Annotated in this window: 12 protein-coding genes and 4 pseudogenes; 8 read left to right on the top strand and 8 right to left on the bottom strand. The window is 59.4% G+C overall.

Annotated features, from left to right (window positions below):
* Positions 1 to 7 precede the first annotated feature (7 nt).
* A complete protein-coding gene (locus JCM25146_RS23700) occupies positions 8 to 922 on the top strand; it encodes an NADH-quinone oxidoreductase subunit D-related protein (protein ID WP_242401009.1) in 915 nt (304 codons plus the stop codon).
* A 36-nt stretch (positions 923 to 958) separates the two neighbouring features.
* Complete coding sequence (locus JCM25146_RS08330; protein WP_025827236.1) at positions 959 to 1,456, top strand: NADH-quinone oxidoreductase subunit B family protein; 498 nt, start codon at positions 959 to 961, stop codon at positions 1,454 to 1,456.
* On the opposite strand, the gene JCM25146_RS08325 is transcribed toward JCM25146_RS08330, so the two are convergent.
* From JCM25146_RS08325 to aroB, 6 genes and pseudogenes are all read right to left on the bottom strand, one after another.
* A complete protein-coding gene (locus JCM25146_RS08325; RefSeq protein ID WP_025827234.1) occupies positions 1,445 to 2,329 on the bottom strand; it encodes a CDP-alcohol phosphatidyltransferase family protein in 885 nt (294 codons plus the stop codon). The genes JCM25146_RS08330 and JCM25146_RS08325 overlap by 12 nt on opposite strands.
* 7 nt (positions 2,330 to 2,336) lie before the next feature.
* Positions 2,337 to 3,026, bottom strand: coding sequence for a phosphatidylserine decarboxylase (locus JCM25146_RS08320; RefSeq protein WP_025827232.1), 690 nt, complete (start codon positions 3,024 to 3,026; stop codon positions 2,337 to 2,339).
* Positions 3,027 to 3,118: 92 nt separating this feature from the next.
* Positions 3,119 to 5,762: pseudogene (alaS, locus tag JCM25146_RS18250) on the bottom strand (alanine--tRNA ligase).
* A 152-nt stretch (positions 5,763 to 5,914) separates the two neighbouring features.
* Positions 5,915 to 6,412, bottom strand: coding sequence for a GtrA family protein (locus tag JCM25146_RS08310; protein ID WP_025827230.1), 498 nt, complete (start codon positions 6,410 to 6,412; stop codon positions 5,915 to 5,917).
* Between the two features lie 504 nt (positions 6,413 to 6,916).
* Positions 6,917 to 8,020, bottom strand: a complete 1,104-nt coding sequence (locus tag JCM25146_RS08305; protein ID WP_025827228.1) for an OmpA family protein — start codon at positions 8,018 to 8,020, stop codon at positions 6,917 to 6,919.
* A 235-nt stretch (positions 8,021 to 8,255) separates the two neighbouring features.
* Positions 8,256 to 10,103, bottom strand: a complete 1,848-nt coding sequence (gene aroB, locus JCM25146_RS08300) for a 3-dehydroquinate synthase (RefSeq protein ID WP_081774792.1) — start codon at positions 10,101 to 10,103, stop codon at positions 8,256 to 8,258.
* A gap of 65 nt (positions 10,104 to 10,168) precedes the next feature.
* Here aroB and JCM25146_RS08295 point away from each other — a divergent pair, with 65 nt between their 5' ends.
* The 3 genes and pseudogenes from JCM25146_RS08295 (at position 10,169) to JCM25146_RS18240 (ending at position 12,393) form a co-directional block, all read left to right on the top strand.
* A complete protein-coding gene (locus JCM25146_RS08295; protein ID WP_025827225.1) occupies positions 10,169 to 10,429 on the top strand; it encodes a hypothetical protein in 261 nt (86 codons plus the stop codon).
* Between the two features lie 34 nt (positions 10,430 to 10,463).
* Positions 10,464 to 11,356: pseudogene (locus JCM25146_RS18245) on the top strand (tyrosine recombinase).
* 81 nt (positions 11,357 to 11,437) lie between these two features.
* Positions 11,438 to 12,393: pseudogene (locus tag JCM25146_RS18240) on the top strand (acetyl-CoA carboxylase carboxyltransferase subunit alpha).
* Positions 12,394 to 12,450: 57 nt separating this feature from the next.
* On the opposite strand, the gene JCM25146_RS08280 reads toward JCM25146_RS18240, so the two are convergent.
* Positions 12,451 to 13,206, bottom strand: coding sequence for a competence/damage-inducible protein A (locus tag JCM25146_RS08280; RefSeq protein ID WP_025827224.1), 756 nt, complete (start codon positions 13,204 to 13,206; stop codon positions 12,451 to 12,453).
* A gap of 156 nt (positions 13,207 to 13,362) precedes the next feature.
* On the opposite strand from JCM25146_RS08280, the pseudogene JCM25146_RS18235 reads away from it, so the two are divergent.
* The 3 genes and pseudogenes from JCM25146_RS18235 to JCM25146_RS08260 all read left to right on the top strand — a co-directional run bounded on the left by JCM25146_RS18235 (position 13,363) and on the right by JCM25146_RS08260 (position 17,851).
* Positions 13,363 to 14,981 (top strand): annotated as a pseudogene (locus tag JCM25146_RS18235) (lysine--tRNA ligase).
* A 538-nt stretch (positions 14,982 to 15,519) separates the two neighbouring features.
* A complete protein-coding gene (locus JCM25146_RS18230) occupies positions 15,520 to 17,064 on the top strand; it encodes a lysylphosphatidylglycerol synthase domain-containing protein (protein ID WP_408734912.1) in 1,545 nt (514 codons plus the stop codon).
* A 46-nt stretch (positions 17,065 to 17,110) separates the two neighbouring features.
* Positions 17,111 to 17,851, top strand: coding sequence for a MarC family protein (locus JCM25146_RS08260; RefSeq protein WP_025827219.1), 741 nt, complete (start codon positions 17,111 to 17,113; stop codon positions 17,849 to 17,851).
* Positions 17,852 to 17,902: 51 nt separating this feature from the next.
* On the opposite strand, the gene JCM25146_RS08255 is transcribed toward JCM25146_RS08260, so the two are convergent.
* Positions 17,903 to 18,724 carry a 23S rRNA (adenine(2030)-N(6))-methyltransferase RlmJ gene (locus JCM25146_RS08255; protein WP_025827217.1) on the bottom strand — a complete coding sequence of 274 codons (822 nt, stop codon included), beginning with the start codon at positions 18,722 to 18,724 and terminating at the stop codon, positions 17,903 to 17,905.
* Positions 18,725 to 18,806 lie beyond the last annotated feature (82 nt).

Here is an 18,806-nt window from a genome sequence, read left to right as displayed (position 1 = left end):
TGCGCGGGTGGAGGATGTCTGCCGCCTGAGTGCCCGTGTTGCGGCTGGGTGTTCGGTTGCCCATCAGGTTGCCTTCTGTCAGGCGGTGGAAAATGCCTGTGGCCAGAATGTGGGGGGCGAAATTGCATTGCTCAGGGTCGCTCTGCTGGAAATGGAGCGCTTGTTCCAGCATCTTTACACGCTTGCGGCACTGGCGCGGCTGGCGGGGGCGCATCTTGTGGCGTCGCACTGCATGGCCCTGCGTGAAAAACTGGTGGCTGAGGCAGCGCCCGTAACCGGGTCGCGGTTGTTGATGGATGTGTGCATACCCGGCGGCCTGTCCGTGCGGGAGACGGCACAGATGGCGCAACTCTGCACACAACTGTACGAGATAGGGCAGCAGGCCTACCCCCAACTGGTGCTGTTATGGCGCGAATACCCCGGTCTTTCCGCGTTGCTGGCAGGGGTGGGGCAGGTGCAGGCCGATGATCTGGAACGTATAGGACTTGATGGACCCGTTGCCCGCGCCGCAGGGTGGGATTGCGATGGCAGGCGCATTATGCCCGCATATGACGGGCTGTGGCGCTACACATCAGGCAGGCAGGGCGGTACGGCGGAAGACCGCGCACTCCTCCTGCTGGACGAGATGGAGGAAAGCCTGCGGATACTCGATCTGGCGTCCGCCCGTATTGGCCTTGCACCTGCGGCCAATCATGCCCTGTCCGTGCATGATGGGGAGGGCACAGGTCTGGTGGAGGGGCCATGGGGCGGGGTGCTGTACTGGGTGCGTCTGGCGCATGGCCGTGTGGCAGAAGCATTCTGCCGCAAACCCGAAACCGCCGCCCTGCTGGTGTTTGAGCAGGTATTGCCCACCCATGTAGCAGAAGACGTGGAGCTACTGGCGTGCTCACTGGGTGTGAATGCAGCAGCGCTGGATGGCTAGGAGAATGCATATGAACACGCATACGGCAGAACTGTCATGGGGCTGATCCGTGCGGTTATGGATACGGCGTTCTGGAAGGGGAGGCAAAAACGCAAACCCCTTGGCCCACGTTGGCCTTTGCTGCTGTTTCATGTGGATACGGGGGGGTGTGGTGGCTGTGGCATGGAGCTACAGGCCATGACCTGCCTGCCGTACGATATGCAGGGTGCGGGCTTCGGGTTTGTAACGTCCCCGCGTTCTGCCGATGTGCTGCTGGTTACAGGCCCGCTTACGCGCACCATGGCGCCGGTTTTGCAAGCTGCGTGGGAGGCCATGCCAGACCCCAAAGGTCTTATCAGCGTTGGCGCCTGCGCACTTGATGGCGGACTATTTGGCGAAAACTATGCCGTTATGGGGGGGCTGGAGCGCAGGGTCTCCGTCGATCTGGCCATTGCTGGCTGCCCGCCCAGCCCGCAGGAGATTCTCAACGGCCTTTGCGCTTTGCTGGGCAGTGCCGCACAGGGCAAGGAAAAGGAAACGCCCTCAAGGGGTTGAGGGCGTTTCGGTATCATCCTTTTGCAAATCTTCCGCAGCTTTTTTCAGTTTAAGAAAACTGCGGCGGCTGAGTGGCAGCAGCACCATGTAAATAATGCCTGCCGTAGCGAGTGCTGCCCATGGGTCGGCCACCAGAATAACGGCGTAAATGCCTGTTCCCAGCATAAGCGGCAGCACAAACTGCGCAGGGACCTTGAAGTTCTTGAACGACCAGACCGGCAGGGTAGAGACCAGCAGCAACGCGGTGCTGGTTAATGTAAAGTCTGGCAGCCAAGGCAGGCGGGTCAGGTTATACAGCCAGTCTATGCCCAGCTTTTGCGCCTCCAGCCCCAGAAAAAGAGGGAAAAGAGCCAGACCCGCCCCTGCGGGAGCCGGTACGCCAGTAAAAAAATTGCTGGCGTATTTGGGCTTGAGTTCCTCACCATCCAGATTGGCGTTAAAGCGTGCCAGTCTGAGCGCCATGCACACCGTAAACAGCAGGCAGGGTAGGAACGCGTACCGATTGCTGTCCTTGATCGCCCAGAAATACAGCAAAAAAGAGGGGGCAACCCCAAAGCACAAAAAGTCTGAAAGACTGTCAAACTCCGCGCCAAACCGCGTAGCACCACGCAGCATGCGCGCAATGCGGCCATCCAGCCCGTCTATGAATGCGGAAATAAGCAGAGCCGCCGCTGCGGCCTGAAAGCGCCCTTCAATAGCAAAGCGCATGCCGGTCAGCCCCGCGCAAAGCCCCAGCATTGTCAGAATATTGGGGATCAGGCGGTTAAAGGAGGGGCCACGGCTTTTGTTGCGCACACGCCGCTTGCGGCGGCGTGGGGGCTGCTGGGCGTCTTTGGCCTGCGGCGGAGGGGATATGGGGGCAGGGAGTGTCACGGTCTTATCAGAGACGGGCCATAACGGTTTCACCACCCACCATGGTCTGGCCGACGGCAACAAGTGGCTCCACACCCGGTGGCAGGTACAGGTCGGTACGTGAGCCAAAGCGGATCAGGCCAAAGCGTTCGCCCGCTTCCATCTGCATGCCTTCGCTTACGGAGCAGACAATGCGGCGCGCAACCAGCCCTGCAATCTGCACCACGGCGAGCATGCGGCCATCGGGCAGGGTCAGGCTGAGTGCATTACGCTCATTCTGCTCGGAGGCCTTGTCCAGGCTGGCGTTCAGGAACAGGCCGGGGTGGTAGGCAATGCGGGTTACGGTCCCGGCGGCAGGCATGCGGTTAACGTGTACATCCAGCACGGACAGGAAGGTGGCAATCCGCCATACGGGGGTTTCCCCCATGCCCAGTTCGGCGGGAGGGGCAATTTTTTCGATGGAGACAATATGACCATCGGCAGGGGCAACTGCCACGTCACTGCGTGCAGGCGTTACCCGTTCCGGATCGCGGAAAAAATAGAGGCAGAAGCCAAAAAAACCTGTGCTGGCATGGCCAAGCAGGCGCAGCTTGGGGCACCGCAGCTTGCGGCCCAGCAGGTAGGACACAACGGACGCTGCACCCGAGGCCAGCAGAAAAGGGCGCGCTTCCGGATGGGGGCGCGACACAACAAGTTTAAGGGATTCAAGTAAAGACATAACGCAATCCTTACGCCAAAAGCAGACCAAGAGGAAGCGGCAGAACAGGGACACATGCCCCCATTCCGCGCTTGGGTTTATGGCCGGATGTGTCAGACCGTGTTTTTAAGCACGTCACGCACGGCGGCAAATGCGGCGTCGGCCGCATGGCCATCCGGTCCACCGGCCTGCGCCATGTCCGCACGGCCACCACCGCCCTTGCCGCCCATGGCAATGCTGGCTGCCTTGACCAGAGCCACGGCATCCACCTTGTCTGTCAGGGTAGGGGCTACGGCTGCAACAACGCTCCCTTTGCCCTCGGTGCAGGAGATCAGGACGACCACATTGGCCTCGCCCTGCTTGAGAATGGTTTCGGCCAGCCCCTTGAGTTCCCGCGCAGGTGTTTCGCCCACATTGCGCGCGGCCAGACTTGCGCCCCCCACTTTTTCCACCCCGGCAGCGGCAACGCTACCGGTCGCCATCTGGCGTTGCAGATTGGCAATCTGGCGCTCCATGGCACGCCGTTCTTCCAGTAGGGTTGCCAGACGTTCGGGTGCTTCGGCAACGCTGACCTTCATCATGCTGGCGAGCTGGAGCAGTCTTTGCTCGTTTGTGGCCGTCAGGGTTTCGGCTGCCTTGCCTGCTACGGCTTCAATACGCCGCACACCGGCGGAAACACCGTTTTCGGCAACAATGCGGAACTGGCCAATATCCCCCGTGCGGCTGACATGCGTGCCACCACACAGTTCCATGGACCACGCCCCCTTGCCATCTTCCGCCGGACCCATGGCCACAACGCGGACCTCATCACCATATTTTTCGCCAAACAGGGCGGTTGCCCCCTCGGCAATGGCTTCTTCCGGGGTCATGGAGCGGGTGGTTACAGCCGCATTCTGGCGGATGCGGTGGTTGACCTCGGCTTCTATGTCGGCCAGTTCCTCCGCCGTAATGGGGCGGGGCTGGCTGACGTCAAAGCGCAGGCGGTCTGGTGTGTTCAGGCTGCCCTTCTGTGCCACATGCGCACCAAGGCGGCGGCGCATGGCTTCATGTAGCAAGTGGGTGGCGGAGTGATGCGCACGAATGGCCGAGCGACGGTCATGATCCACCGTGGCGGTGACGGCCATGCCGGGCTTGAGCGTACCTTCGGTCACTGTGCCGTAATGTACGATCAGGTCTCCCGCCTTTTTCTGGGTATCGCGGATAGCGACTTTAAGCCCCTTGGCGCTCAAAAAGCCTGTATCCCCGGCCTGACCACCACTTTCGCCGTAAAAGGGGGTCTGGTTGAGCAGGATGGCAACATCCTGACCGATTGTGGCTTCTGGCACAAACGCATTGCCTGCGATAATGCCCAGAACCTCACCATCGGCCTGTTCGGTGGAATAGCCCAGGAATTCGGATGCCCCGAATTTGTCACGGGCTTCAAACCAGACAGTTTCAACCGCGGTATCGCCAGAGCCGGTCCATGCCGCACGCGCACGCTGGCGCTGGATGGCCATGGCGTCGTCAAAGCCTTTGACGTCCACATCATGCCCGCTGCCGCGCAGGGCGTCCTGCGTCAGGTCCAGCGGAAAGCCGAATGTGTCATACAGGCGGAAGGCGACGTCACCGGGGAGCGGTGCGCCCGAGGCAAGCTTGCTTTTTCGTCGTCCAGCAGGTGCAGGCCACGGTCGAGCATGGCCTTGAAGCGTTCTTCCTCACCACGCATGGTTTCGCGGATCAGGGCTTCACCCTGCACCAGTTCGGGGTAGGCAGTACCCATCTGCTGTATGAGTGCGGGCAGCAGTTTGTAAAAAACAGGGTCGGTTGTACCCATCATGTGCAAATGGCGCATGGCGCGGCGCATGATCCGGCGCAGTACATACCCACGGCCATCCTTGGCGGGCAGAACACCATCGGCGATCAGGAACGCAGTCGAACGCAGATGGTCAGCCACAACGCGGTGGCTGGCCTTGAACGGGCCATCCACAGCCTGATGTGTCAGGTCTGATGAGGCGTTGATGAGCGAGACAAATGTGTCGGTATCATAGTTGTCGCGCTTGCCCTGCATGATGGCGGCAAAGCGCTCCAGCCCCAGCCCCGTATCAATGGACGGCGCGGCAGGGGGGAGCGGGTGCCCGGTGGGTCCTCGAAATACTGCATGAACACAAGGTTCCAGATTTCGACAAACCGGTCGCCATCCTCATCGGGGGAGCCGGGGGGGCCGCCGGGGACATCGGGGCCGTGATCATAAAAAATTTCAGAGCAGGGGCCGCAGGGGCCTGTATCACCCATCCGCCAGAAGTTGTCGGAGGTGGGGATGCGAATAATGCGGCTGTCATCAAGCCCGGCAATGGAGCGCCACAGACCGGCCGCCTCCTCGTCCTCGGCATAGACGGTAACGAGCAGCTTGTCCTTGGGCAGGCCAAACCCTTTGGTAATCAGGTTCCATGCCAGTTCTATGGCCTGTGGCTTGAAGTAATCCCCAAAGGAGAAATTTCCCATCATTTCAAAAAATGTATGGTGCCGGGCAGTGTAGCCTACATTGTCCAGATCATTGTGTTTGCCGCCTGCGCGGACCACTTTCTGCGCGGTTGTTGCGCGTGAGTAGGGGCGCGTTTCCTGCCCTGTGAACACGTTTTTGAACTGGACCATGCCTGCGTTGGTAAACAGCAGGGTCGGGTCATTGCTCGGCACAAGGGACGAGGAGGGGACGATCTGGTGGCCCTTGCTGGCAAAATAGTCCAGAAAAGCGGTGCGGATTTCATTTGTTGTCAGCATGGCGTGAGGCAGCAAAGTCCTGAAAACTGGTTAAGCGCGCCACACCTTGCCACACAGCGCAGGGCGATGCTCAAGGCCGGGTGATCGCGCGGTATTCTCTTAATCTGTCGGCAAATGTAGCGCACCCCGTGCATCTCTGAAAGAGGGCAGGATTATGGCCCTGCATCATGGGTGTGGTCGGTGGGGGATATCTCCACCGTCATTTCGGCCAGATCAAGCGCGGATGATGGGGGTTTTGAGCGGAAAACCATCTTCTGGCTGAGTTTGAAATTGGCGATCAGTCCAGCAAAACTGCCAGCCGCAAGTGCTATAACCGGGTGCCGGATGCACAGCGGAAATGCGTAAAACAGTGTGTAAACCGTTCCACGGTTAAGAAAAAAGCCAAGGCTGTTGGCCGAGAGGAATCGCAGCCATTGCAAAACGGGGTGGTCGTGGTGGCCCATGCCACGGAACGTCCACAAGCGGTTGAGAATCCAGTTGAGTGTCGCCGCAAAAAAATAGGCGATCAGAGTGGCTGCCGTCAGCCCGATGAAGGGACGCAGCCCATAAACCGCACCCGTATCCCAGATAAAACCAAGACTGCCGACAATGCCAAATTTTAAAAAGCGCAGTAGACGGTGCGGAGCAATGGAGGGAGGAGTAAGGCGCATGAGTGTGCAAAGGTCAGAAAAACAAAATCTGGGCAAGACCAAAAACGCAAGGCGCGCTTTTGTGCGCTGCCTTCCATGCTGCTGAGCTCTTTTATCCAGCCTGAAGAAACCGGGAGTAGAGTGGGTGTGCGCCCGGTGGATTTTTAATGCGGTGGAGGAGGTATTTTTCAGGGCTAATGGATGTGGTGCTGAAAGCGGTTTGCCAGAAACTGTGTTCTGTTTGCAACAGTCTGAGGAGGCTGAATGCGCTCCTTACTAGCGGGAGGAGTAGCGGTGTGCGCTAGATATTTTTGTTTGCGAATACCAAACATAAGCCAACTGTTCTTGGAGACAGCTTTATATAAGGTATAAAAAATAGGTTTTATTAACGTTTACAGGCCGAGGTCAGGCTTGGAGAGTATTTTTGCTTTTGGCGGCCTGTCTGCGCACGCATAATGCGCATAAAAAAAGAGGTGCCCGAAGGCACCTCCCTTTTCTGTTCCGAAGTAACCCGGAGCAGACCGATTAGTGGAGGATGATTTCCACGCGGCGGTTCTGCGGTTCGCGGGTGTTCGGGCCGGTCGGGACCAGCGGGTGAGCTTCACCGTAACCATGGATGTCGATGGCAGCAGCCGGAACACCGTCATGGATCAGTTCAGCCTTCACGCTTTCAGCACGATGCAGGGACAGGCCCAGATTGTACTTTTCGCCGCGCGGGCCGGGGTGTGCAGCGGAGTTATCGGTGTAACCGTTAACTTCAATGCGGGTGGTCTGCACGTGGGTGGAAGCCTGAGCAGCTTCAGCCACGATCTGACGTGCACGTGCGCTCAGGACAGATTTGTCCCAATCGAAGAACACGAGGTAGGAGCGTGCGGGCAGCGGAGCAGGAGCAGCCACGATCGGAGCAGCCGGCGGCGGGGGCGGGGGAGCCGTGTCGAACGCATAACGCAGGCCAACCATGAACAGGTGGTTGAAGCGATGGTCAACGCTGGTTTCGTTCGTCGGGACAGAAGCGTCACGGAACTGACCGTTACGGAAGGTGCCCGGCTGACCGATCAGGCGGTACTGTGCGGTCACCTGGAAGCCCGGGATGCCCGTGTCAAATGCTGCACCGACGATGGCCTGGTAAGCAAAGCCACCCTTTGTGCCACGGTAACCAGCAGCAGTTTCACCGCCGCCCGTGTAGCTGTGGTGTTCCTGCGTCCACAGGTAGCCAGCACCGGCACCGATGAACGGGGTCACCGGAACATTGTTGATGCCGAACTTGGCCAGATCGAAGTCATACAGCGCGTTGACGAAACCGCCGTAGGACGAATCCTTGCCTTTGTTGCGGACGCCATCGTTGCCCGTGGGGCCGCTCAGGTTGGAGCGCAGGTAGGTGCCTTCAACTTCAGCGCGCAGGCCGTTGCCAAAGCCCCAGCCAACGGAGCCGTAACCGGTCCAGCCGCTCTTGTGGCCAACTTTATTGCGAGTAACATCGCCGTCGTCGTTGGTCTTGAAGTGCTGGGTCTGGGTCAGGTCGTAGCCGCCGCCAAGGTCGACATACGGGCCGGTGATGGTGGTGGCAGATGCGGCCGCCGGAGCCGCTGCCATCAGGGTTGTTACGAGTAACGCCGTGCGGAGACGCATTTTTTGCCCTCAATATTTCATTTAGGTGACGCTGTTCTACCAATTACTGGCGTAACTGACCACCCAATGCACCAAAAAATCGTATAGAGCGATAACTTCAGCTGAGCGGGTTCAAGCACATCACTCATACTCTTGTCGACTAAAAGACACAGCAGTGATTTAGTTGCAACAGATCATTTTGCAGCATGAACATGAACTGACTGCATGCGACATGTTGTTGCTTCATTTACTGCGCCTAATAGCTCTGCAATAGCAGATGTGAGGCATGCTCTCGCGCCAGAATAAGGCGGAATTGAGGCTGGGTTGCAAATTTGCAACGCCCCAAAAATAAAGTGCATGCCCTCCTGCAAATCACCCCCCGTGCGCCATCGGTAATCAGAACTTCCCTTACTGCATCAGCAGGAACGTCCTGCGTGGTAAAGGCGCGACCGATTCCGTGGGCGAGCACAAAGGACAGACGACCGTCCTGCATTTTCTTGTCACGCTGCATGTGGGCCATCAGATCCTCCACACCAAAGGTCTGGGGCAATTCGTGAATATGGGCTGGCATGCCCAGACTCTCCAGATGACGTGTCACGCGGATTTGATCTTCCACCGGGCACAGCCCAAGCCTGACCGATAGCGCAAATGCCAGGTGCAGCCCGATGGATACGGCCTCGCCATGCAGTAGGCGACCATCGTAACCCAGCTCTGCTTCCAGCGCGTGGCCAAAGGTATGCCCAAGGTTGAGTAGGGCACGCCCGTTGCTCTTCTGCTCCTCGCGTTCGTCTGCGGCGACCACGCGGGCCTTGAAGGCGCATGCCTGCCGCACCGCTTCGGCCAGTGCCTCGGGGTCCTGATCAAGCACGTCGGCACCGTGTTTTTCGCACCAGTCAAACAGGGCCGGGTCACCGATCAGCCCGGATTTGACAATCTCGGCATAGCCCGCGACCAGTTCGCGCCGGGGGAGGGTGCCAAGTGTTGTGACATCGGCGAGCACGCACAGGGGTTGGTGGAAGGCCCCCAGCAGGTTTTTGCCCCAGCGTGTGTTAATGCCGGTTTTGCCACCCACGGAGGAATCGACCTGCGAGAGCAAAGTGGTCGGGATTTGTATAAAGGGCAGGCCGCGCAATGTGGTGGCGGCCACAAACCCGGCCAGATCGCCCACGACTCCCCCGCCAAGGGCGATAATGCTGGTGCGTCGCTCCACGCCCTGTTCCAGAATGGCATCGGTCAGGTGCTGATAAACGGTCAGGCACTTGCTCTGCTCGCCCGGTGTTACGCGCAGGCTGCGGGTGCGCACGCCTGTATCATGCAGCGAATCCTCAAGCGTTTTCAGGTAAAGCGGGGCGACTGTGCTGTCGGTGATGATGATGACGTTTTTCTGGGGCAGCACAGGGGCCAAAAGCCCGCCTGCGCGCGCAAGCAGCTCCGTGCCGATCACCACATCATAGGACGCTCTGTCCAAAGAAACGGGAAGCCGCAGCGGGCGGCGGGACAGGGCAAGCGCTTCCATAACGCGGGTTGTGGTGTGTTCCACGTTGTTATCTCCACAATCGACTATAATCTCGGCTTCGGCATAAACCGGGTGGCGTATGGTCATCAGCCTGTCCAGCACATCCCGTGGAGATGCGGTGTTGAGCAGGGGGCGGTGGGTGCGCCCGGCCACACGGCGGAGCAGGACGGGCAGCGGGCAGCGCAGCCAGACCGAAACGGCCTGCCTGCGTACCAGCGCACGGGTCTGGGAATCCATGAATGCACCGCCTCCCGTGGCCAGCACCATGGGTGGGCCTTCAAGCAGGCGGCGGATGACCCTGCGCTCACCATCACGGAACGCACTTTCGCCATAGAGTTCGAACACATCGGCAATGGAGCAGCCTGCGGCCCGTTCGATCTCCACATCGGCATCAACAAAGGGCAGGCCGAGTCTGGTGGCAAGGTGGCGGCCAACGGTGGTTTTGCCCGCTCCCATTAGCCCGACCAGCACAATACTGCGGCCTGACGTCATGCCGTTGCTGCCGGGGGTGCGGACAATCCGCTCCAGGTCAAGCGGGATGGGTGGTGGGTCGGTTGGTTGGGGGGGGGAGGAGATACGTGATGACATAAAGCCTAGCTTAACATAGAGCAGAAAGAACACACCTATATCTGTTGTTAGGGGAGCCTGCCTGTATGAGCCGTACGGTTCTGATTGTTTTTGCCGTTGTTGTGCTTGCTGCCGTGGGGGGCTTTGCCGCTCTGGGGCTGACCGGTCGGCCACCTGTGCAGCAGCAGGTACACCGTGACCTGCCATTTGCTGCGGATGTAGCAGCGGCAACCCCGTCTGTTGCCGTACCTCCGCCCCCCGCTGCACCGGTTGTAACACCCGTTGTGCCTGCTGCTCCGGCCCAGATCAGCGTTGCTCCCACGGGACCGGCCCCCGCCCACCCGTGAGTGGGGCGGAAGGCAGCGTAGAGCTTTTTTGGAGATGCAGGCGGCTGAACGTGCCGCCGCCCCCAATACGCTGGCTGCGTATCAGGCCGACCTCGAATCCTGTGCGCATAGTCTTGCCCGTGCAGGCAGAGTCTGCGCACAGCCGGGACCGAAGATTTGCGGGGCTGGCTGGCAGATCTGTCCGCTCAGGGGCAGTCGCGCCGGACTGTGGCGCGCCGTCTATCCTGTATCAGGCAGTTTTATCTGTTTTTGCTGCGTGAGGGCCTGCGGGCAGATAACCCGGCAGAACATCTCGATTCGCCACGGGCGGAGCAGTCCCTGCCACGGTTTTTATCCGAATCGGAGGTGCTGGCGCTGCTGGATGCCTGCGAGGAGCCAGAGGGAGCCTCGGCCGCCAAAACGCGCCGTGCGCTGGTGGGGCGGGCTGCGCTGGAACTGCTGTATGCGTCGGGGTTGCGTATTTCCGAACTGCTGGCGTTACCGCGGCAGGCTCTGGCGGGGGACCAGCGTATGCTCAGTGTCCGTGGTAAAGGCGGGCGGGAGCGGCTTGTGCCTTTGTCGGACAGTGCGCGCCTTGCCGCGCAGGCTCTTGTTGCTGCGGATGCGGGGCTTGGCAGCCCGTATCTTTTCCCCGGGCGTGACCCCCAGCGCGCCATGACCCGGCAGGCTTTTGACCGGATTTTGCATGATATCGGGTGCAAGGCCGGGCTTGAGCCTGAGCGCCTCTCCCCCCATGTGCTGCGTCATTCCTTTGCCACCCACCTGCTCGCGCATGGGGCGGACCTGCGTGCGCTGCAAATGCTGCTGGGGCATGCGGACATTGCGACCACCCAGATTTATACGCATGTGCAGACTGAGCGATTGCAGCGTGCTGTGGCTGAACACCACCCGCTTTCTACCTCCCAAACAGGGAATTCGGAGGGGTAAAGGCTAAAAAGCACGTCCAGAACACATTTGGATGCACGAAGTGACTTGGCTTTAAACGCCATTGTGCTATCGGCTTTGCTCATGCGTCAGTTCCTGGATTTTGAAAAGCCCGTCGCCGAACTTGAGAACAAGATCGACGAACTGCGGCAGATGACCGACCCCGAAGGGTCAACATTGAAGAAGAAACGGCCCGCCTTTCTGATAAGGCGGAAAAGCACCTGCGCACGATCTATGCCAAGCTTACGCCATGGCAGAAAGTGCAGGTGGCCCGTCATGCCCAGCGTCCGCACACGCAGGACTATATTGGTCGGCTGATAACGGATTTTACACCGTTGGCAGGCGACCGGCTGTATGGCGATGACAAGGCCATTATCGGTGGTATTGGCCGTTTTGATGGCATGCCGGTGGTCGTGATCGGGACCGAGCGTGGCTCGGACCTGGAAACACGGCTCCAGCACAACTTTGGCATGGCCAGACCAGAAGGCTATCGCAAGGCCCAGCGACTGATGAAGATGGCTGGCCAGTTTAAAATGCCGATTCTCACCTTTATTGACACAGCAGGTGCGTGGCCCGGTATTGATGCGGAACAGCGTGGGCAGGCCGAGGCCATTGCCCGTTCCATCGCCACCTGTTTTGATGCCCCGGTCCCCCTGATTGCGACAGTGATTGGCGAGGGTGGGTCTGGTGGCGCAGTGGCTCTGGGCGCGGGTGATCGGGTGCTTATGCTCGAACACGCCATTTATTCCGTTATCTCGCCCGAGGCCTGTGCCTCCATTTTGTGGCGTGACCCCAAGCAGGCCAGCACGGCGGCGGAAACCCTGCGCCTGACAGCTCAGGACCTCAAACGCCTTGGGCTGATTGACCAGATTATTCCCGAACCCGTTGGTGGGGCTCAGCGCGACCCCGCTGCCGCCATGGATGGTGTGCGCAGCGTGCTGGCCACAATGCTCAAGGACCTGCTGCCACTGGCACCGGGGAAGTTGAAGGAATTGCGGCGCGAGAAGTTTTTAGCCATGGGGCGTGAAGCCCTGCACTGACCATTCTGTCAGAACTCTTTTGAGTGCGGTTGGCCAGCGTTTGCTGGCCAGTCGGGGTTACGCAGGCGGTTCACCTTCCACGGGTGAGCCGCCTTTTGCGTTGAGCAGGTCATGAATGGCCTGTGCCGCAGCATTGACGCGCTGCATGTCCTGCCCCTTGGCGACCAGAGCCACGCCATGGCGGCCATCCTCACGGTGGAAGGGGTAGGAGCCAAGGTCCAGATCGCTGAACTGGTCCTGAATGGCTTCCAGCCCATCTGCCAGAGCGCCTTCGCCCAGTAATGTCGTGTGCCATGTGCGTGAAAAGACGGGTGCGCCTTTTTGCAGGGTTGGGGCGAGTTCCTCAAACATGGCACGCATGATTCGGGGGACCCCGGCCAGCACATGCACATTGCCAATGCTAAAGCCCGGCGCAATGGATACAGGGTTGGCAATTGGGGTGGCCCCTCTGGGCAGCTTGGCCATGCGCTGGCGCGCGGTATTGAAGTTTTCAACCCCAAAGCGCTCTTCGAGCACGGCAAAGGTTGGGGGATGAATTTCCCACGGCACGCCAAAGGCTTCGGCTACGCAGGGGGATGTAATGTCATCATGCGTGGGGCCAATGCCACCTGTCGTAAAAACCTCGTCAAAGCGGGCGCGTAGCTCGGTCACCGTGTTGACGATGGTCGCGCGAATGTCGGGGATGACACGGATTTCGACCAGTGGAATACCCATCTCCCCCAATCGTAGAGCCAGAAACTGGATATTGTCGTCCCGTGTGCGGCCAGAAAGGATTTCGTTACCAATAAGGATGAGTGCGGAAGTGCGGCGCATGACTCGGGTTTGACCTTCTTGTTCTGGGCTTCTTGAATACGGGTAAAGGATGGAGCGGAGTGTTTGCGGGGTCAATGGGCGTAAAAATTACACTCAGGGGGGGTCCTGCGCGTTTTTGCATTGACCGGGTGCTGTGCAATTCATAGCTTCCCGCGCATGTCAGACAGCCAAACAGCATCCGCTTCCGATCTTCCGCGCGCGTGGCCTTTTGAAGAGGCACGCAAACTGGCCGATCACGTTGCAACGCGTAGCAGCACAGGCACCGATGAGCGCCCGGCCCTGCTGGAAACTGGGTATGGTCCCTCGGGCCTGCCCCATATCGGCACCTTTGGTGAGGTCGCCCGCACATCCTGGGTGCGGCAGGCCTATACCGCCCTTACGGGCCGTCCTTCCCGTCTGCTGGCTTTTTCGGACGATATGGACGCCTTGCGCAAGGTGCCCGATAACGTGCCCCAGCGTGAGATGCTGCAAAAATATATTGGCCAGCCGCTCTCCCGCGTGCCGGACCCGTTTGGCACGCACGACTCGTTTGCGGCCCATAACAACGCGCGGCTGTGCTCGTTCCTCGACAGTTTCGGGTTTGAATACGAGTTTGCATCGTCCACCCAGTATTATACGTCCGGCCGGTTTGATGCGGCTTTGCTGCGCGTGCTGGAAGTGCATGACCAGATTCTGGCCGTGATCCTGCCCACACTGGGGCCGGACCGCCGAGCAACCTATTCCCCCGTTCTGCCGCTGCACCCCCACACGGGGGAGGTCATGCAGGTTAAGATGGACGCCATTGACGCGGTCGCAGGCACCGTACGCTGGACAGACCCCACCACGGGTGAGGTGTTTGAAACACCAGTAACGGGTGGCCATGCCAAAATGCAGTGGAAGGCCGACTGGGCCATGCGCTGGTATGCACTTGGTGTGGATTACGAAATGTCGGGCAAGGATTTGATCGACAGCGTGCGCCTGTCTGGCCGTATCTGCAAAATTCTGGGCGGCACGCCGCCTGCGGGTCTGACATACGAACTGTTTTTGGATGAGCAGGGGCAGAAAATCTCCAAGTCCAAGGGCAATGGCCTGTCGGTGGAGGAATGGCTGCGTTACGCCCCGCCAGAAAGTCTGGGCCAGTTCATGTTCAACCAGCCCCAGCGCGCCAAACGGCTGTATTTTGACGTGATTCCCAAAACGGCGGATGACTATCTGACGCACGCTGACAAGCACGTGCATTGCAGGTGGAAAACCCGGCAGGCAATGACCTGCGCGCCAACCCTGCGTGGTTTATCCACAAAGGGAGTGTGCCGCAGGATGCAGGCAGCCCGGTGCCATTTGGCATGCTGCTCAACCTTGCCAGTGTTGCCAATGCCGACACACCCGAAGTGCTGTGGGGCTTTATCCGCCGTTATGACGCGGCTGTCTCCCCGCAAACGCACCCCATGCTGGCGGAACTGGTCAAACACGCCATCGCCTATTACGCGGACTTTGTGCGCCCGGCCAAAACCTTCCGTGCCCCCGATGAGCGGGAGCGCGCAGCACTGGTTGACCTTGCTGAAACCCTGCGGGGTTTTGAAGGGGAGGCGGCGGATGCCTCCACCTTGCAGAATCTGGTGTTTGAGATTGGCAAAAGGCACGGATTTGAACCGCTGAGAAGCTGGTTTGGCTGCCTGTACGAAGTGCTGCTTGGGCAGAAGGAAGGGCCACGTTTTGGTGGGTTTGTTGCGCTGTATGGCGTGGCAGAGACCATCGCCCTGATTGACGCTGCCCTCCTGCGAGATACGCAGGTCTAAGCAGGGTCTGGCCGCAGATGACGCAGATGCCTCAGCCCCCCAGCCAGCAACCGGACCTTCATGAAGGGGGCAAGGGGTGGAAAAAAAGGCTGAAGCATCTGCCCCATCTGCTCGGGCTGGTGCTGATGGTGGCAGCCATTGTGGTGGTGCAGCATGAACTGCGACACCTTAAAATGGCCGACATCCGCATGGCCATGGAGGCTATTCCCCCCTCCCAGCTCTGGGCGGCGGTTGGCTGCACGCTGCTGTCCTACTTTATTCTTTCTTTTTATGACCGGCTGGCCGTTATTCAGGTCGGGTATGGGCAGTTGCCGTTCCGCAGAGCGGCGTTTGCGGCTTTCTGCTCCTATGTTTTGTCGCATAATCTGGGGTTTTCTGCGGTTTCTGGTGCTGCGGTGCGGTATCGGCTGTACCGGAACTGGGGCGTTAATGCCTTTGCCATTACCCAGATTATTGCCTTTTGTTCTGCAACATATCTGCTTGGTGCGGCAGTCCTGATTGGCGCGGTGCTTATTCTGGAACCCTCTGTTCTGCCGGTGTGGGGCACCGTGTGCCGCAGTGGGTTCTGGCCTGTGTGGGTGGGTTTTTGTGGCTGGCGGTGGCCGGGTATGTCGGGCTGGCCTTTTGGGTGCGCGAGTTCCGGTTCCGCAAATGGGTGGTTGCACTCCCGTCTCCTCGCATGGCCATCATGCAGACCGTGGTTGCTGCGGCCGAGGTTGCGGCAACGGCCAGCATTGCGTTTGTGCTGCTGCCCAAAGGGTGTGGGGTAGATTTCGGGTCTTTTCTGGCCATTTATATCGCGTCTTACACGGCGGGGCTGGTGGCCAGCGTGCCCGGTGGGCTGGGGGTGTTTGACGGGGCCATGCTGCTGGCGCTCGGCCCTTACATGCCCGCTCCCCAGATTTTGGGTGTCGTCCTGATCTTCAGGCTTTTCTACTACATTATTCCCCTTTTTATGGCTGGCATCATGTTTGCAGGGCATGAGCTTTTCCTGCGTGGGGATGCAGCCCTTGCCAAAAAGAAGAACCCCGGCCAGAGCACGGACGCGCAGCTTGTAAGGCGCAGGCCCAGTCAGGTCGTGCGTGAGAGCGAGGCGGCTTTTTCCGTCGCTGTGGCAACAGGTACGGTTACCCTTTGTGGCGTGCTGCTGCTCTGCCTTGTGTTGATGGAGCCTGTGCCCAAATTCTCCATGCTACCAGACACGTTTGCAGGGCTGGTGCATATGGGTGGGAACTACCTGCTATCGCTCATGGGGGTGGCGCTTATCAGCCTTGCCATTGGCCTTTCGCAGCGGGTGACGCTGGCGTGGCGTGGTGCACTGGGGCTGCTGCTGCTGGCAACGGTCATGACCTTTTTGCGCGGCAATACCATTTTGGTGCCGTTCATGCTGGGGCTGTCCGCGCTGTTTATTGCGCCTTTCCGCACCTGTTATTACCGCCATGCCAAGTTGCTGAGTGAGCCGCTCTCGCTTTCCAACCTGTTGTGCCTGCTGCTGTTTTTTTGTTGCATTATTGCCTTGGCCACCCGCAATGCGGGGGAGGGGAGCTGGTGGCAGCTCATGCTTGCCTCCCCCACACATGGAGCTGTGCGCTGGACTGTAGCCCTTGCTGTGCTGCTGGCATTGGTGGTGCTGGCACGGCTGATGTGGCCTGCCAGAATTCCCATTCAGCCATGGACGCAGGACATTGCCGAGTATTACAAAACACTCGAACACGCCCTGCCTGACATTGCAGACATGAACCCCGAAGGCTTTGTGGAGGGGGAGGCCGGCGAGGCTGTTATTCCCTTTACGCACCGTGAGAACATGCTCATCGGTCTGGGCGACCCCGCGGGGGAAGAGGATGACAGCATTTCCGCCATCTGGCGGCTGCGTGATCTGGCCTTGCAACAGGGGTTGCGGCTGGCCTTCTGGCAGGTAGGGGACAGTTTTGTCCGGATATATAACGATATCGGGCTTAACGTCTGGCCGCTGGAGGATGGTAGCAGGACGCATCTGTGCTACCCGCCCGGTGATATTGCTTTGGTATCACGGTTTGTGAAAACATATACGGACAACAAGACAGCACCCAACGTGCCTCTCTGAGCGGTTTGGGGCGGCTGCTTTTGGTGTTGGAGTGCTGGGCGGGGTTATGTCGGTTCATCTTTCCGAGGTTCTGTTAAGCGGCAGTATGGTCCGGACTGGTGTTTCGGCCTTTCTGCTGGCGTTTCCCGCACTTTTTTCCATTGTTAATCCGTTTGGTGCGGCCCTTATTTTTGCGCAGGCATCCGCTGGACGGTCCCAAAAAGAGATTATGGCCCTTGCGCGGCTGGTCTCTTTTTACTCCTTTATGATTGTGGTCATCTCCCTCTGGCTGGGGGGGATTGTACTGGCGTTTTTTGGTGTAACCGTGAACGCGCTGCGTGTTGCAGGCGGTCTGGTTGTGGCCGTGCGGGCATGGGACCTGTTGCAAAGTCCGGAGAGCGTGGAGGCGCAGAAGGAAAAACAGGCCCTACAGGGTGGGCGTACAGTTATGGCCCCCAACTGGGCAGATTCCGCGTTTTTTCCGCTGGCCATGCCCTTTACCGTGGGGCCGGGTACTATTGCCGTGGCTATTGCTCTGGGGTCTGGCTGTCCGTCTGGGCATTCGTTCTGGGCTTATACGGCAGGCACCACCGCCGCTGCCGTGGGTGTGGTGCTGATCGTGTGGGCAGCTTATTCCAGTTCCGAAAAACTGGTTGCCATGCTGGGCGTGACCGGCACGCGTATTGTCAGCCGTATGGCGGCTCTGGTCCTGCTGTGTATTGGTGTGCAGATTTTGGCCGCAGGCGTGCAGGGCTTTGCAACCGATATGTGGCATAATCTGCTCAAGGACATACGCCACCCAGCCTGACCCGATAGGATCATGGTTGCCCCCTGCGCGTGGCAGGGGGAGGCGTTGTGCTTATTCGGGTACAAGCTCACTGACGGTGGCTTCAAACGCATCAAGGGCGGTTTTTAGCCGGTGGAGCTGTGTCTTGGCCTGTTCGGCAAAACCATAAGGCGGTTTGATCACCAGAAGACCTGCGCCGTTAAGGGCATCGGGGTTATGGGGTGGGCGCATCAGCAGTTCGGCTACCAGAACATTGCGATACCCTGCCTGCTCCACATTGGTGTGGAACTGGCGCACCGGAGTTCTGTGCTTGATGGGGTACCACACAGCAATCATGCCTGCGGCAAAGCGGGTGTGAATGGTCTGGAGTGCTTGGGCTAGGCGGTCAAACTCTCCGGGTTCTTCAAACGGAGGGTCGATGAGCACAAGACCGCGTCGGGCGGTTTTGGGGGGGAGGAGTGCGCGCAGGCTCTCATACGCATCGCGCTCATGCACACTGATGTTGGGCTGGCCTGCAAAAAGCCGGTAGAGCGCGCGCTTGTCCACGGGGTGTTTTTCGCAGCAGATCAACTGGTCCTGTGGGCGGAGCATAAGGGAGGCCAGCAGGGGCGAGCCGGGATAAAAGCGCGGCCCCCCGGCCTTGCGCACCAGTTCCAGCCATGGCGTAAGCGGGCTGTCAGGCGCTTCTGCCCAGAGCTTGCCAATACCGTCGTGGTATTCGCCCGTTTTTTCGGCCTCCGGGCTTTCAAGGTCGTAGCGGCCAATGCCTGCGTGGGTGTCCAGCACGACAAAGGGCGAATCCTTGCGCAAAAAATGCTGGAGCAGGCTTACCAGCAGCGTGTGCTTCATGCAGTCGGCAAAATTGCCAGCGTGGTAGATGTGGCGGTAATTCATGCTTGGGTCAGACCGGGTTCAAAGCGCTGGGCCATGTCTTCAAGCGGCCAGCGCGGGCGGGGGCGCAGGGTGGTGTCGTTGG

This window comes from Acetobacter okinawensis JCM 25146 (genome assembly GCF_000613865.1).
In the GTDB taxonomy this organism is placed as follows: domain Bacteria; phylum Pseudomonadota; class Alphaproteobacteria; order Acetobacterales; family Acetobacteraceae; genus Acetobacter; species Acetobacter okinawensis.
This window is presented reverse-complemented; position numbering and strand designations above follow the sequence as displayed.

Bases quoted from the DNA above. Each gene is read 5' to 3' on its own strand.
- JCM25146_RS08305 (WP_025827228.1), bottom strand. From the start codon at position 8,020: ATGCGTCTCCGCACGGCGTTACTCGTAACAACCCTGATGGCAGCGGCT.
- JCM25146_RS08280 (WP_025827224.1), bottom strand. From the start codon at position 13,206: ATGCGCCGCACTTCCGCACTCATCCTTATTGGTAACGAAATCCTTTCT.
- JCM25146_RS08255 (WP_025827217.1), bottom strand. From the start codon at position 18,724: ATGAATTACCGCCACATCTACCACGCTGGCAATTTTGCCGACTGCATG.
- aroB (WP_081774792.1), bottom strand. From the start codon at position 10,103: ATGTCATCACGTATCTCCTCCCCCCCCCAACCAACCGACCCACCACCC.
- JCM25146_RS08260 (WP_025827219.1), top strand. From the start codon at position 17,111: ATGTCGGTTCATCTTTCCGAGGTTCTGTTAAGCGGCAGTATGGTCCGG.
- JCM25146_RS08330 (WP_025827236.1), top strand. From the start codon at position 959: ATGGGGCTGATCCGTGCGGTTATGGATACGGCGTTCTGGAAGGGGAGG.
- JCM25146_RS08295 (WP_025827225.1), top strand. From the start codon at position 10,169: ATGAGCCGTACGGTTCTGATTGTTTTTGCCGTTGTTGTGCTTGCTGCC.
- JCM25146_RS08320 (WP_025827232.1), bottom strand. From the start codon at position 3,026: ATGTCTTTACTTGAATCCCTTAAACTTGTTGTGTCGCGCCCCCATCCG.
- JCM25146_RS08310 (WP_025827230.1), bottom strand. From the start codon at position 6,412: ATGCGCCTTACTCCTCCCTCCATTGCTCCGCACCGTCTACTGCGCTTT.